Genomic DNA, 14,278 nt, shown 5'->3' with positions numbered 1-14,278 from the left:
GATAATCAACGATGCAGGAAAGGCAGTGACCCAGCAATGAGCGATACCAATGAGGCAGTTCTCGGCAATGCCCGGATCGTCCTTGCCGACCGGGTGATCGAACGCGGCTGGATCGCGATGTCCGGCGGCAAGGTCGCGGAGATCGGCGACGGCGCCGCGCCCGCGGGCGCGCAGGACGCCGGCGGTGACCTGGTGATGCCGGGCCTGATCGAGCTGCACACCGATCACCTCGAGGTGCACTACATGCCGCGCCCCAAGGTGCACTGGGATCCAGTGGCGGCGGTGATTTCCTACGATGGCCAGCTCGCCACCAGCGGCATCACCACGGTGCTCGACTCGCTGCGGGTGTGGCGCGAGGAGGGCGCGCCGGATGCCGACGGCCAGGCCGAAATCCTTGCCGCTGCCATCGCAGCGGCGCGTGACGGCGGCCTGCTGCGCGCCGATCATTTCCTGCATCTGCGCTGCGAAATCCCGATGCCGAACGTCATCGAAGAGGCACGCGGGCTGGTGGACCGTCCCGACGTGCGGTTGATGTCGCTGATGGACCATACCCCGGGCCAGCGCCAGTTCCGCGACGAAGTCAAGCTGCGCGATTATTATCGCGGCAAGAGCGGCGGCCTCACCGACGCCGAGCTCGACGTCATGTTCGCCCGCCGCGTCGCGCACCAGCGCGAGTATGCCGAGACCAACATGCGCGGCGTCGTCGCGCTCGCCCACGCGCACAACGTGCCGCTGGCGAGCCATGACGACACTACGGACGAGAATGTGCGCGATGCCATTCGCGACCGTGTCGTGGTCGCCGAGTTCCCGACCACCATGGAAGCGGCGCGCGGGCTGCATCAGGCCGGCATCGGCATCCTGATGGGCGCCCCCAATGTGGTGCGCGGCGGCTCGCACTCCGGCAATATCGCTGCGGTCGATCTCGCACGCGAGGGCCTGCTCGACATCCTGTCGTCCGACTACATTCCCTCCAGCCTGCTGATGGCGGCGCTGCAGCTGCCGGAACGGGTGCCGACGATCGACCTCGCCACCGCGGTGCGGACCGTCACCAAGCGTCCGGCGGAGGCCGTCGGCCTCGGAGACCGCGGCGAGATCGCCGTCGGCAAGCGCGCCGACGTCATTCGCGTCCATGTCGCCGGCCAGGTGCCGGTGGTCCGCAGCGTGTGGCGGGCGGGGCAGCGTGTCGCGTGACATTGGCATCGACCATGGGCGGGGAGCGTGCGCGGGATGACCGGAGCGGCCGGCTTGTGCTGGTGGTGGGCCCGAGCGGCGCCGGCAAGGATGCGCTGCTCGGTCGCGCCGAGGCGGCGTGCGCAGACGATCCGTCCGTGGTGTTTCCGAGGCGGGTGGTGACGCGGCAGAGCTCTGCCCACGAACCCAACGAAACGCTGACGGCCGACGACTTCGCGCGCGCTGTTGTGGACGGCGCATTTGCCCTGCACTGGCAGGCCCATGGCCTGAGCTACGGCGTGCGGCGGGCGATGGAGGGTGATCTCGCAGCCGGGCGGACGGTCGTGGTCAATGTGTCCCGTACCGTCGTGGCGCACGCACGGCAGACCTACACTGGGGTGACGGCCGTGCTGATCACGGCGCCGCCGGAGGTGCTGCTGCAGCGCCTCGCGTCGCGCAACCGCGACAGCGACGGCCGCCTGGACGATCGCCTCAACCGTGCCGTCGACACGGCGGCGTTTGCTCCCGATGTGATCATCAACAATGTCGGCGCGCTCGACGACCACGCCCGTGAGCTGCTGGCGGCGATCCGCGGAGAAGCGGTCGTCGCCACACGCCGCGAGACTTGAAACCGGAGGACAGCAACGTGTCAATCATCGCCACCATTGAACAGCTCGAGGCCATCTACGGCGAGACCGGGGAGACCTCGACGGCCAAGGTGGCTGATCATGTCACCCCGTTGTACCGCATCCTGATCGAGCGCTCGCCGTTCGTGGCGCTGGCGACCAGCGGGCCCGAAGGGCTCGACTGCTCGCCGCGTGGCGACCATGCCGGCTTCGTGCGCATCCACGACGCGCGCACGCTGATGATGCCCGATCGCCGCGGCAACAACCGGATCGATTCCCTGCGCAACATCGTGCGCGACCCGCGCGTCGCGCTGTTGTTCATGATCCCGGGCGCCGGCACCACGTTGCGCGCCAATGGCCGTGCGCAGCTCACCGCCGATCCGGCGCTGCTCGAGACGTTCCGGATGGAAGGCAAGGCGCCGCGCTCGGTGATCGTGTTCCACATCGACGAGATTTATTTCCAGTGCGCGCGGGCGATCGTACGCTCCGATCTGTGGAATCCCGACAAGCGCGTCGATCCATCGACACTGCCGACGCCGGGACAGATCCTCGCCGAGATGAGCGAGAACCGCGTCGGCGGCGCGGAGTATGACCGCATCTGGCCGGAGCGGGCGCGCCAGTCGCTGTGGTAGGCGCGCCGGCCGCAGCGCTCCGTCAGTAGCCGTTCTCCCGGTGCACGTCATGCACCACGATGCCGGTGCCGGGTTCGGGCAGCTCCAGCCAGTCGCGACGTTTGAGGGTGCGGCGGGTGTCCTCGAGGCCGCTCTGCCAGTGCTCGCGCATCGATGTCGCCGAGAACTCGTAGTCCTTGGCGTGGCCTTCGTAGGCCTTCTGCTGGTAGATCAGCTGCAGGATCGTGATTTCCGGCAGATCCCTGAGGCTGTCGCGCAGTTCGCGCTCGCGCTCGCCGAGCTGGTGGTCGGGAATCTTGTTGAGTGCGCGGTAGAGGTCCGCCTTGAGATTGTTCTCGCGGCGATAGATGTCGGTGTTGTGGCGGGTGCGCGAGGAGTAGACGATGTCCTTGTGCCGGGCCAGAACCTCCTGGATGTCGCGCGGCAGCATGCCGCGCGCGCTGAACAGGTCGACCTGGAATACCAGCGAATTGGTCTTGTCCTGCTGGTCGAGCAGATGCTGCAGCGGCGTGTTGGACACGATGCCGCCATCCCAGAAATGATCGGTGCCGATCTTGACCATCGGCAGGGCTGGAGGCAGCGCACCGCTCGCCATCACGTGTTCGGGTCCGATGACTTCCTTCTTGTTGTCAAAGTAGAGAAAGTTGCCGGTCAGCACGTTCACGGCGCCGACGGCAAAATGCATCTTGCGGGCGTTGATCAGGTCGAAGTCGACGAGATCCAGCAGCGTGGCGTGCAGCGGCGTCGTGTCGTAGTAGCTGGTCGCGGTGCGCGCACCGGCGGGGCTCAGCCACGGGCTGACGTTGTGCGGCCGGAAGAAGCCGGGCTGGCCCAGCGTGGTCGTGAGATATGAGCTGACGCTGTTGCGCACCTTGCGGAAGATGTCGCCGTCCGGCGTGTAGTGCCAGACCTTGCGGCTGGTGATGCGGTCCCAGAATTCACGCAGCCGGTCGAGCCGCCGCTCCGGCGGATTGCCGGCGATGATTGCCGAGTTGATGGCGCCGATGGAGACGCCGCAGACCCAGTCCGGCTCGATGCCGTCCTCGTGCAGCGCCTGGTAGACGCCGGCTTGATAGGCGCCGAGAGCACCGCCGCCCTGCAGCACCAGGGCGATGCGATTGCAGCGGTCGGGCCGCCAGCCGCGGAAGACCAGTGGATGAGGGTCTGTCGTTCGCGCGTCCATGAAGCACCTCGTCGGCGGCGATCCCGAAATGAGCGGGCGCAGCATTCCGCGTCGTCGTGACGCGGTCGTGACAACTGGCCGACGTTTCGTAGGGCGTGCGTCCTGTCATCGGGCTGCACCAAATTCCTCACAACGGCGTCAACTGCAGCGGATAGGCACGACAGCCGCCCCGTTCGCTCAAGGAGACGATCCGCATGCGCAAGGACGATGTGCTGAAGCTTCCGTCGATGCCGGCCGCCGGCCCGAGCTACCCGGCCGGTCCCTATCGCTTCGTCAATCGCGAGTTCCTGGTCATAACCTACGAGACCGACCCGGAGCTGATCCGCGCCGGCCTGCCCGAACCGCTGGAGCCGATCGAGCGGCCGATCGTGCACTATGAATGGATCAAGATGCCGGACAGCTCCGGTTTCGGCAGCTATACGGAATCCGGTCTTGTCATTCCCGCGCGCTTCAACGGCGAGGAAGTCAACTTCGTCTCGCAGATGTATCTCGACGATGATCCGCCGATCGCGGCGGGCCGCGAGATCTGGGGCTTTCCCAAGAAGTACGCCCATCCCAAGCTCGAGGTCTTCAAGGACACCCTGACGGGCACGCTGGAATATGCCGGCACCCAGGTGGCGGTCGGCACCATGGGTTACAAGCACGAGGCGATGGCCGGCAGTGGCGAGGCGACGCGCGCCATGCTGGAAAAGACCCAGATCAACTTGAAGCTGATCCCGGGGGTCGACGGCCGGGCGGAGGTTTGCCAGCTCGTTGCGATCAACCTCACCGATATCGTGGTCAAGGGCTCGTGGGCTGGCCCTGGCCGGCTGCATCTGGTGCCCCATGTCAACGCGCCGGTGGCCGATTTCCCGGTGCGCAAGGTGATCGGTGCGCGGCATTTCCTCGCCGATCTCACTCTGCCCTACGGCCGCGTCGTGTTCGACTACAACAAGCAGGCGGGTGAACTGGCCGACGCTGCCGAATAGGGCGGCGACGGCGGCTTGCATCCGTCTCCGGCTGTGCCAGACTCCGTGGCGATCCACGGAGTCTGGGGAACATGCGCTTGACCGGAAAGCTTTCGCGCTTCGCGGACCGTCTGCGCCTGCCGCTGATCGCCGCACCGATGTTTCTGGTGTCGGGCGTCGAGCTCGTCGCCGCGGCCTGCGACAATGGCGTGGTCGGCTCGTTTCCGACGGCCAACTGCCGCAGTGCCGAGCAGCTCGATCAATGGCTGCACGATATCGATGGCCGCCTGCAGCGCGCTGCCGATGTGCGGGGGCACGCGCCGGCACCGCTGTGCCCCAATCTCATCGTCCACAACTCCAATCCGCGGCTGGCCGACGATCTTGCGGTGCTGCTGCGCCACAAGCCGGAGTTGGTGATCACCAGCGTCGGTTCGCCAGCGCCGGTGCTCGGTCCGCTCCACGACGCCGGCGCCCTGGTGCTCGCCGACGTCGCCAGCCTCCGCCATGCCGAGCGCGCGGTGGCGGCGGGCGCCGACGGCCTCGTGCTGCTCACGGCGGGGGCGGGAGGCCAGACCGGCTGGCTCAATCCGTTCGCGTTCGTCCGCGCCGTGCGGCAATTCTTCGACGGGCCGCTGGTGCTGGCGGGAGGCGTCGGTGACGGGCATGCGCTGCGCGCGGCGGAGGTGCTGGGCTGCGATCTCGCTTACATGGGCACGCGCTTCATCGCGACGGCGGAGAGCATGGCGGATGCCCGCTACAAGGACATGCTGGTCGCGAGCACAGCCGACGATATCGTGCTGACGCGCGCCTTCACCGGGCTGCAGACCAACATGCTCAGGCCGTCGATCGCGGCGGCGGGCCTCGATCCGGACAATCTTCCCGAGCGGGGTGCGATCGATATTGCCCGGGATATCGATGTCGGTGCCCGTGAGAGCCAGCCCAGACGCTGGCGGGACATCTGGAGCGCCGGCCACGCGACGTCCGGCGTGCGGGATGTTCCGTCGGTGGCTGATCTGGTGGCGCGCACGGCGTCCGAGTACGAGGCCGCACGGGGCTGATGCGGCGCTTCGTCTTCAGGCGGTCTCGCGCAGCAGCCGGGCGGGAAGTTCCTCATGCACGGCGAGGCGATCGCGCCCCTGCTTCTTGGCGATGTACAGCGCCTTGTCGGCCGCCGCAATCAACTGCTGGGCATCCCGCCCGACGTCGCTGGACCAGATGGCGATGCCGACACTGGTGGTCAGCGGGATCGTCTGGCCGTTCCAGGCGACATGAATCTTGCGGCAGGCCTTGATCAGGTTACGTGCCACCAGCGCGGCGTCGCTCAGGCTGGTCGCCGGCAGGATGACGCAGAATTCGTCGCCGCCGGAGCGGGCGAAAAGATCGTCCACCCGCAGCCGCGACTGCACCGTGCGGGTGAACAGCCGCAGGCATTCGTCGCCGGCGGCGTGCCCATAGCTGTCGTTGATCGCCTTGAAGCCGTCGATGTCCAGCGTCAGCAGCGCGAAGGGCTCGTTGGCGCGGCTGGCACGGGCGCAGGATTCCGACAGGCGAACCAGGAAGTGGCGGCGGTTGGCGATGCCGGTCAGGTCGTCGATCAGGGCGAGATCGGCGACTTCGGCGCGGAGGCGGTCGATCGCCATCAGCACGAAGCCGAAATTGGCCATCATCCCCGCGAACACCATGATCAGCAGGCACGCCGCCTGGAAACCGTTGAAGTCGACGAGAGCGATCACGCCGTCGATCCGGCTCATGCTGACCAGCAGGCGTAGACCATGGGTGATGGACAGCAGGATCAGCATCACCGCGGCGAGCTTGGCGCCGGGGCTGCGGCGACCCTCGCGCGGCGACAGCAGTTCGGCGGCGGCCATCGCCAGCGGAATGCACTGGCCGATCGAATAGACGGCGATGCGCATGCGAATGTCGTCGTAGAAGACGGTGAGCGCCCCGAGCGCGCAGACCGACATGGCGGTGATGACAATGCTGCTGCGCCAGGGGATCGGCTGGCCGTAGAAGCGCCGCACGCCCATCCAGGCGAGGCCGGCGGCGAAGATCAGCATGCCGTTGCCGACGAGGATCGCCAACAGGGGGTTCATCAAGCCGCGGGTGAAGGAGAACGCTGCGCCGAGCGCGGCGATCGAGGTCGATGCCGTCCAGAACCTGGCCGCGACAAAGTTGGGATAGCTGCGCGTGAAGTGCAGCCAGACCACGCTCAGTGCGAGAAAGTTGGCGAAGATGACGACATAAATCGTCGGCACACTTAGTTGCATGACCGGCGCCTCGCGTTCTTGATGGCGTCCGCGGTCGTTGCCGTGGACCGACATCGGCGATGTTCCCGATATCGGCCTCACTGTCGCGCTCAAGCGCTTAACATTCCTTCACCGGTCCGCCGCGCGGAATGGGCATGGCTACTCCTTCGTGAAGATGATCGCTCCAATTGTCGGTCATGGACCGCGTTGCGGTCGATGGGGGTTGGCGAGGCCGGATCAGGCGCTCTTGCGCAGGGGCGCGGCGACCTGCTCGTGCACCGCGAGGCGGTCGCGGCCCTGTTTCTTGGCGACATACAATGCGTGATCGGCTTCGGCGATCAGCTTCTGGACATCGCCGGCGATGGTTCCCGACCACACCGCAATGCCGATGCTGGCGGTGAGGGAAAGCTGCTGGCCGTTCCAGTGCACGGCGTTGTTGCGGCAGGCCTTGACCAGATTGCGCGCGACCAGCGCCGCCTCGCTCAGGCTGGTCGAGGGTAGAATGACGCCGAATTCGTCGCCGCCGGTGCGGGCCAGCATGTCGCCGATGCGCAGATGCGTCTGGGCGACGCGGGTGAAAGTGCGCAGGCATTCGTCGCCGGCACCGTGGCCGTGGCTGTCGTTGATCGCCTTGAAGCCGTCGAGATCGATGACCAGAAGCGCGAACGGCTCGTCGAGGCGGCCGGCGCGGCTGCAGGCTTCCTTGAGGCGCAGGCTGAAGTGCCGGCGGTTGGCGATGCCGGTGAGGTCGTCGACGAGGGCAAGGCCGGCGACCTCGCCACGCAGGCGGTCGATCGCCATCAGGACGAACCCGAAGTTGGCCATCATCGACGTGAAGATCAGCAGTGTGAAGGCAACCGCCTGGACGCCATTGAAGTTGCTCACGGAGACCGGACCGCCATAGCCGAGCAGGCTGCATACCGAACGCACGGCGTGAATCAGCATGATGCAGGCGAGCATGCCGCTGGCGAGGTCGGCGCCCGGGCTTTTGTGTGCGCTCGGCCGCGTGCGCAGGTCGCGCAGCGCAAGGCCAAGCGGGATGCATTCGGCGGCGGAGAACACGGCGATCCGAAGGTTGATGTCGTCGTACACCACGGTGAGCACGGTCAACAGCACTGCTGCGGCCGCGATGACGGCGGCACTGGAGCGCACCGGCATCGACAGGCCGTAGAACTGGCGGATGCCGGCCCAGGCGAGGCAGCACGCCAGCAGCATCATGCTGTTGCCGACGACGACCGGAAACACCGGATCCATGACCGGGCGCAGCAGCGACACCAGCGCGCTGGCGGTGGCGACGAAGGTCGAAGCAGCCCAGAATTTTGCGGGGATCAGGCTGGGATAGCTATGCGCGACATACCCCCACACCACGGCGAGCGCGATGAAGTTCGCAAGAAACACGATTTGGAGTGTCTGCGCACTCAACTGCATGATCGCCGCCCTGTCACCTGTCGGTCCGACGGTCGTTGCCGCGAACCGGGACATCCGATGGTTCGGAAGTACCGGTTCCATCATGTCGGTCCAGCTTTTAAGAAAGCCTGACCAGTTGCCTGAAGGCGTGGCAGTGGTTTTCAATTGATGAAAATTGTAGCCCGGCGGCAAGCAGCGCACGCCGGCCGCATCCGGCGCGATGGTTAACCGTTTGCGCGTCAGGCGCCGGGCGAGATCTCGATCGGGCTAGATCTCGATCTCGGTGCCGAACTCGACCACCTGCTTGGTCGGGACGCCGAAGAACGCAGCCGAGCGTTCGGCATTGCGCTGCAGGAACGCGAACACGCTTTCGCGCCACACCGCCATGCCGGCGACTTTCTCGGTGGGGATGATGGTCTCGCGGCCGATGTAGTAGCTGACGTCGTCGAGATCGAGGCCCGGCAGTTTGCCTTGCCGGCAGGCGAGATCGAGACCTTCGGAAATGGTCGGGTATTGCATGAAGCCGAAGTGCAGGATCACGCGGGTGATGCCCGGCACGATTTCGACGATCTCGACCCGTTCGGCGTCGGGGATTCGGGGCGCTTCCTCGATCAGCACGGTGACGATCAGCACCCGCTCATGCAGCGCATGGTTGTGCTTGACGAACTGCGTCAGCGCCAGCGGCACGCCGTGAGGTGAGGACGCCAGAAAGACCGCGGCGCCCGGCAGGCGCGCCTGGCACTTGCTGACGGCGGTTTCGATCAGTTCCTCTTCCGGCTGGCGCAGTTTGGCGCGGGCCGCTTCGACGAGGCGCACGCCGCTGCGCCAGGTCAGCATCAGGAAGGCGACGGCGCCAGCCAGCAACAGCGGGAACCAGCCGCCCTCGAACAGCTTGGTGCCATTGGCGGCGAAGAAAATGCAGTCGATGACGAAGAAGAAGCCGTTGACGGCAATGACGATGATCGGCGGGTAGCCCCACTGGATCGCGACCAGTGCCGCCAGCAGCGTGGTGATCGCCATCAGCAGCGACACGGCGATGCCGTAGGCGCCGGCCAGCGCATCCGACGTGCCAAAGCCAAGCACGGCGCCGAGGGTCGCAGCCGCGAGCAGCCAGTTCACCAGCGGCACATAGATCTGGCCGATCTCGTGGCTCGCGGTGTGGCGGATCTGCATCCGGGGCAGGAAGCCCAGTTGAATCGATTGCTGGGTCAGCGAGAACGCGCCGGAAATGATCGCCTGCGACGCGATGACCGTGGCAAGCGTCGCGAACGCCACCAGCGGGTAGTGCGCCCAGTCCGGCGACAGCTGGTAGAACGGATTGTCGATGGCGGTCGGATCGGAAATCAGCAGTCCGGCCTGGCCGAAATAGTTGAGTACGAGCGCCGGCAGCGCGATTGCGAACCAGGCGAGGCGGATGGGCATGCGGCCGAAATGGCCCATGTCGGCATACATCGCCTCGCCGCCAGTCACCGCCAGAAACGCGGCGCCGAGAATGGCGAAGCTGATGTGGAAATCCTGATGCAGCAGGAAGTCGACGGCATAGTACGGGCTGAGCGCGACCAGAACGCCTGGCGAATGGGCGATACCATAGATGCCGAGCAGGCCGATGGCAAAGAACCAGCACAGCATCACCGGTCCGAAGATGCCGCCGATGAAGCCAGTGCCTTTCTTCTGCATGATGAACAGGCCGATCAGGATGACGACCGTCAGGGGCACGACGGCCGGGGCGAGCGACGGTGCGTCGACCTTGAGGCCTTCGACAGCGCTGAGCACCGAGATGGCCGGCGTGATCGCGCCATCGCCATAGAGAAGCGCCGCGCCGACGAGACCGACCAGCAGGAGATGGGCACGCCAGGTTCCTGGCCGGGCGTTGCGCGCCGACAGCAGCGCCAGCAGTGCGACGATGCCGCCTTCACCGCGATTATCGGCGCGCAGGATCAGCAGCGCGTACTTGAGAGAGATGATGGTGATCAGCGCCCAGAGGATCAGCGAGGCGACGCCGAGGACGGCGTCGGGGGCGAGCGGGCCGCCATGCGCCGCCGCCTTGGCGGCTTCCTTGAGAGCGTAGAGAGGGCTGGTGCCGATGTCGCCGTAGACCACGCCGAGGGCACCGAGGGTCGCCGCGAGCGGCAGGCCATTGCGACTTTGCGAAGTGTCGGCATGGGTCGTGGTCATCGCTTCCCTCGCTCAGAACGCCGTCCGCCGATCAGATCGGTCGATCACAACGCCAGTCTGCCGCCGCTCCATTCAAATTGCTAGGGGATGCGGCGGCGATTGCCTGCGGATCGCGCCATTCACCGAGCGGTTGCGCGATCGTCATCCAGCTGTCGTCGCTGACAGGATGATGAACGGCGCGGCCGTGTCAGAGCCTGACCATGCGCTTGCCGCGGTTGTCGCCGGCCAGAAGGCCGATCAGCGCCTGGGGCGTGTTTTCGAGGCCAGAGATGACGTCTTCCTGGACCTTGAGCTGGCCGGAGGCGACCCAGGATTGCAACTCGGCAAGGGCTTCGCCACGCTGGTTGTCATAATCCATCACAATGAAGCCCTGCATGGTCAGGCGCTTCACCACGATCAGGCCGGGGACGCCGCGCGGTCCGTGGACCGACGGAGCGCCGTCATACTGCGAGACGGCGCCGCAACATGCGATGCGGCCGAACAGGTTCATCTGGGGCAGGCAGGCCTCGAGAATGTCGCCGCCGACATTGTCGAAATACACGTCGATGCCGTTGGGAGCTGCGGTCTTGAGCTGCTTGAAAACGGGGCCGGACTTGTAGTCGACGGCCGCGTCGAAGCCGAGTTCGCCGGTCAGCCATTGGCATTTCTCGGTGCCACCGGCGATGCCGACGACACGGCACCCCTTGATCCGGGCGATCTGGCCGACGATCGATCCGACCGATCCGGCGGCGGCGGAGACCACCACGGTCTCGCCGGCTTTCGGGCGGCCGACATTGAGCAGGCCGAAATAGGCGGTGAGGCCCGCGATGCCGTAAACGCTGAGAAGATAGGTTAGCGGCTCGATCTTCGGCATCTTGGTGAGATGCTTGCCGCGCACGACGGCGTAGTCTTGCCAGCCGGTGTCGCCGAACACGATGTCGCCGGGAGCAAAGTTCGGGTCATTCGAGCGAATGACTTCGGCGATGCCGCCGCCGGCCATCACCGTGTTGGCCTCCACCGCCGAGCGGTAGGTCGCGCCATGCATCCAGGCGCGGTTGGCGGCGTCGAGGGAAATGAAGCGCACACGCAGCAGGACTTCGCCGTCCTTCGGTTCGGGGATCGCGCCTTCCGCGAGGCGGAAATGTTCTTGCCCAAGCTTGCCGGCGGGCTTCTCGACCAGCAGAATCTGGCGGTTGACGGTGGCGGCCATGGCGTTTCTCCCGATGCTGTCTTTCGGGGAACGCTAGATCATTTCCGCGAGCGATGAAATGGGCCGCAGCGCACATGGCGGAGCGCAAGGCCCGGCCATGTGCGGGATTGCCGGTCCCGTCAGGCGACGACGAGGCGGACGTCGATGTTGTTACGCGTGGCGTTGGAATACGGGCACACCTGATGGGCCTTGTGCACCAGCGCTTCCGCTTGGTCGTGCGGCAGTCCGGGAATCGTGACCTTGAGTTCGGCCTCGATGCCAAAGCCGTTGGGGACCGGGCCGAAGCCCACCGTGCCCTCGACGGTGGTGGTGTCCGGGATCGCGACCTTCTCGCGGCCCGCGACGAACTTGAGGGCGCCGAGGAAGCAGGCCGAATAGCCCGCCGCGAACAGCTGCTCCGGATTGGTGCCGACGCCGCCGGCGCCGCCCATCTCGCGCGGCGTCGCGAGTTTCACGTCGAGCACGTTGTCGGAGGACACGGCGCGGCCGTCGCGGCCGCCGGTTGCCGTGGCATGAGCCTGATAGACCACCTTCTGCAGAGACATGGGAGACGTCCTTGGCTGGGAGGAAGCTGAAATCGCCTGCAACAGGCCTTCGGCCGCAATTGCATTGTGCGCAATCTAATTGCGTCCTATATTCTGTCAAGAGGGGCAACGTTGGACCTGCCGGTTCGAATCGCGCAGGCTGTCCGCCTCCAGGAGCCAGATCGTTGAACAAGCCCTCGACCAGGAAAAAGGTTGCGGCGGCCAGCGTGCCGCCGGAGCAGATGCTGGACAACCAGCTGTGCTTCGCGGTCTATGCCGCCGGCCACGCTTTCACCCAGGCCTACAAGCCGTTCCTGGAGCCGCAGGGACTGACCTACCCGCAATACCTCGTGCTGCTGCAGTTGTGGGAGCAGGACGATCGCACCGTGAAGCAACTGGGTGAACCGCTGTTTCTCGACAGCGGCACCTTGACGCCGCTGCTGAAACGGATGGAAGCTGCCGGCTGGATCGAGCGCCGCCGAGACACCGGCGACGAACGCGTCGTGCGCGTGTCGCTGACCGATAAAGGGCGCGCGTTCCGCGAGAAGGCGCGGGAGATCCCGGCGGCACTGATGTGCGCGGCCGGCCTCGATGTCGCTGGCCTCTCGACGCTGCGCAACAAGCTCAAGCGTGCCGCGAACGGCCTGCGCAGCGGCCGCAAGACGGCGGAGCGGGCCGGTTGATCGCCGGCCGATCAGCGATTGAGCACGGCGTCGTGACGCCGCCTGCGCCATCGGCGGGAACCTGGCCGACATGCTGCGATGCGCATCGCATTCATGGCGACGCGGCCACTGCTGCGCGCGAACGCGGTTGCCCCGTTTAAAATTTTCGTCATACTCGCCGGTGTCGGGATTGGGGAGTACTTGGCAATGTCCAATAAGTTTACTCGCTACATTCTCTTCGCGATGGTGCTCGGCATTGTGATCGGCACCGCGATCTACCAGTATCTGCCTGACACGCGCGCCGAAGTCGCTTCCAGCATCAACCTGATCGCGATGCTGTTCCTGCGCCTGATCAAGATGATCATCGCGCCGCTGGTGTTCGCGACGCTGGTTGGCGGCATCGCCCACATGGGCAGCGGCTCCAAGCTCGGGCGCATCTTTGCCAAGACCATGGGCTGGTTCATCACGGCGTCGTTCGTCTCGCTGCTGCTCGGCCTCGTGATGGTCAACATCCTCAAGCCCGGCGCCAACTTCCCCGGCACGCTGCCGGCAGCGACGCAGTCGACCGGCCTGCCGGTGTCGGCGTTCTCGCTGGAGAAGTTCCTCACCCACCTCATTCCGACCTCGATCGCCGATGCGATGGCGCAGAACGAGATCCTGCAGATCGTGATCTTCGCCGTGTTCTTCTCGGTGGCGATGGGCGCGATGCCCGAACGTTCCAAGCCGATGCTGGCGCTGATCGACGATCTCGGCCACATCATGCTGAAAGTGACGAGCTACGTCATGCTGTTCGCGCCGCTCGCGGTGTGGGCGGCGGTCACGGCGACGGTCGCCAAGAACGGTCTCGGCGTGCTGTGGAAGCTGATCGTGTTCATGGGCGGCTTCTATCTGTCGCTGCTGATCCTGTGGGCGATCCTGATCGTCGTCGGGTTCGTCGTGATCGGCCCGCGCTATGCCCACCTGTTGCGGTTGATCCGCGAGCCGCTGATGATCGCGTTCTCGACCGCGAGTTCGGAGGCGGCATACCCGAAGACGCTGGAGGGATTGAACAAGTTCGGCGCGTCGTCGCGGATATCGAGCTTCGTGCTGCCGCTCGGGTATTCGTTCAATCTCGACGGCACCATGATGTACTGCACGTTCGCCAGTATCTTCATCGCGCAGTCCTATCATATCGAGATGTCGCTGGGGACGCAGCTCGCCATGCTGGCGACGCTGATGATCACGTCGAAGGGCGTGGCCGGCGTGCCGCGGGCGTCACTGGTGGTAATCGCCTCGACGCTGTCGCAGTTCAACATCCCGGAGGCGGGGCTGCTGATGATCATGGGCATCGACACCTTCCTCGACATGGGGCGCAGCGCGACCAATGTCATCGGCAATTCGCTGGCCACCGCGGTTGTCGCCAAGTGGGAAGGCGAGCTCGCGCCAGAGCACGAACTGCGGCCGGACGATGTGGTGCCGCCAAGCGCGATCCCCGGGGAGCCGGTGCCGGCCTGAGACGCGGCTTCGTCCGTCGGGGG

At 65.9% G+C, this 14,278-nt stretch carries 13 protein-coding genes; 7 read left to right on the top strand and 6 right to left on the bottom strand.

Going from position 1 to position 14,278, the window contains the following annotated elements; genetic code table 11:
* Positions 1-36 precede the first annotated feature (36 nt).
* From JQ639_RS17225 to JQ639_RS17215, 3 genes are read left to right on the top strand one after another with little or no spacing between them, the layout of a single operon-like run.
* Positions 37-1,191 carry an alpha-D-ribose 1-methylphosphonate 5-triphosphate diphosphatase gene (locus tag JQ639_RS17225; protein WP_211967324.1) on the top strand — a complete coding sequence of 385 codons (1,155 nt, stop codon included), beginning with the start codon at positions 37-39 and terminating at the stop codon, positions 1,189-1,191.
* A gap of 14 nt (positions 1,192-1,205) precedes the next feature.
* Positions 1,206-1,799: a phosphonate metabolism protein/1,5-bisphosphokinase (PRPP-forming) PhnN gene (gene phnN / locus JQ639_RS17220; protein WP_211967925.1), complete on the top strand. Its 594-nt coding sequence runs from the start codon at positions 1,206-1,208 to the stop codon at positions 1,797-1,799.
* Between the two features lie 17 nt (positions 1,800-1,816).
* Positions 1,817-2,428, top strand: coding sequence for a pyridoxamine 5'-phosphate oxidase family protein (locus JQ639_RS17215; RefSeq protein ID WP_211967323.1), 612 nt, complete (start codon positions 1,817-1,819; stop codon positions 2,426-2,428).
* Positions 2,429-2,450: 22 nt separating this feature from the next.
* On the opposite strand, the gene JQ639_RS17210 is transcribed toward JQ639_RS17215, so the two are convergent.
* Complete coding sequence (locus JQ639_RS17210) at positions 2,451-3,611, bottom strand: patatin-like phospholipase family protein (protein ID WP_211967322.1); 1,161 nt, start codon at positions 3,609-3,611, stop codon at positions 2,451-2,453.
* 194 nt (positions 3,612-3,805) lie between these two features.
* Between JQ639_RS17210 and JQ639_RS17205 the strand changes: the two genes are divergently transcribed.
* Both JQ639_RS17205 and JQ639_RS17200 read left to right on the top strand, forming a co-directional pair.
* Positions 3,806-4,579: an acetoacetate decarboxylase gene (locus tag JQ639_RS17205; RefSeq protein WP_211967321.1), complete on the top strand. Its 774-nt coding sequence runs from the start codon at positions 3,806-3,808 to the stop codon at positions 4,577-4,579.
* Positions 4,580-4,656: 77 nt separating this feature from the next.
* Complete coding sequence (locus JQ639_RS17200) at positions 4,657-5,616, top strand: NAD(P)H-dependent flavin oxidoreductase (RefSeq protein ID WP_256443045.1); 960 nt, start codon at positions 4,657-4,659, stop codon at positions 5,614-5,616.
* A gap of 15 nt (positions 5,617-5,631) precedes the next feature.
* Here JQ639_RS17200 and JQ639_RS17195 read toward each other — a convergent pair whose 3' ends face one another.
* From JQ639_RS17195 to JQ639_RS17175, 5 genes are all read right to left on the bottom strand, one after another.
* Positions 5,632-6,879 (bottom strand): GGDEF domain-containing protein, encoded by a 1,248-nt coding sequence (locus JQ639_RS17195; RefSeq protein ID WP_249123277.1) that lies wholly within the window; start codon positions 6,877-6,879, stop codon positions 5,632-5,634.
* Between the two features lie 162 nt (positions 6,880-7,041).
* Positions 7,042-8,232, bottom strand: a complete 1,191-nt coding sequence (locus JQ639_RS17190) for a GGDEF domain-containing protein (protein ID WP_211967319.1) — start codon at positions 8,230-8,232, stop codon at positions 7,042-7,044.
* 246 nt (positions 8,233-8,478) lie between these two features.
* On the bottom strand, positions 8,479-10,386 hold the full coding sequence (locus JQ639_RS17185) for a potassium transporter Kup (RefSeq protein WP_211967318.1): 1,908 nt from the start codon (positions 10,384-10,386) through the stop codon (positions 8,479-8,481).
* Between the two features lie 187 nt (positions 10,387-10,573).
* Positions 10,574-11,575: an NADP-dependent oxidoreductase gene (locus JQ639_RS17180; protein WP_211967317.1), complete on the bottom strand. Its 1,002-nt coding sequence runs from the start codon at positions 11,573-11,575 to the stop codon at positions 10,574-10,576.
* Positions 11,576-11,694: 119 nt separating this feature from the next.
* Positions 11,695-12,120, bottom strand: a complete 426-nt coding sequence (locus tag JQ639_RS17175; protein ID WP_211967316.1) for an organic hydroperoxide resistance protein — start codon at positions 12,118-12,120, stop codon at positions 11,695-11,697.
* 221 nt (positions 12,121-12,341) lie between these two features.
* Here JQ639_RS17175 and JQ639_RS17170 point away from each other — a divergent pair, with 221 nt between their 5' ends.
* Together JQ639_RS17170 and JQ639_RS17165 are read left to right on the top strand one after the other, a co-directional pair.
* Entirely contained in the window at positions 12,342-12,782 is a 441-nt protein-coding gene (locus JQ639_RS17170) for a MarR family winged helix-turn-helix transcriptional regulator (protein ID WP_211967923.1), read from the top strand.
* A 186-nt stretch (positions 12,783-12,968) separates the two neighbouring features.
* Positions 12,969-14,255: a dicarboxylate/amino acid:cation symporter gene (locus JQ639_RS17165; RefSeq protein WP_211967315.1), complete on the top strand. Its 1,287-nt coding sequence runs from the start codon at positions 12,969-12,971 to the stop codon at positions 14,253-14,255.
* Positions 14,256-14,278: the final 23 nt, after the last annotated feature.

The organism is Bradyrhizobium sp. U87765 SZCCT0048, assembly GCF_018131225.1.
Taxonomy (GTDB): domain Bacteria; phylum Pseudomonadota; class Alphaproteobacteria; order Rhizobiales; family Xanthobacteraceae; genus Bradyrhizobium_A.
This window is presented reverse-complemented; position numbering and strand designations above follow the sequence as displayed.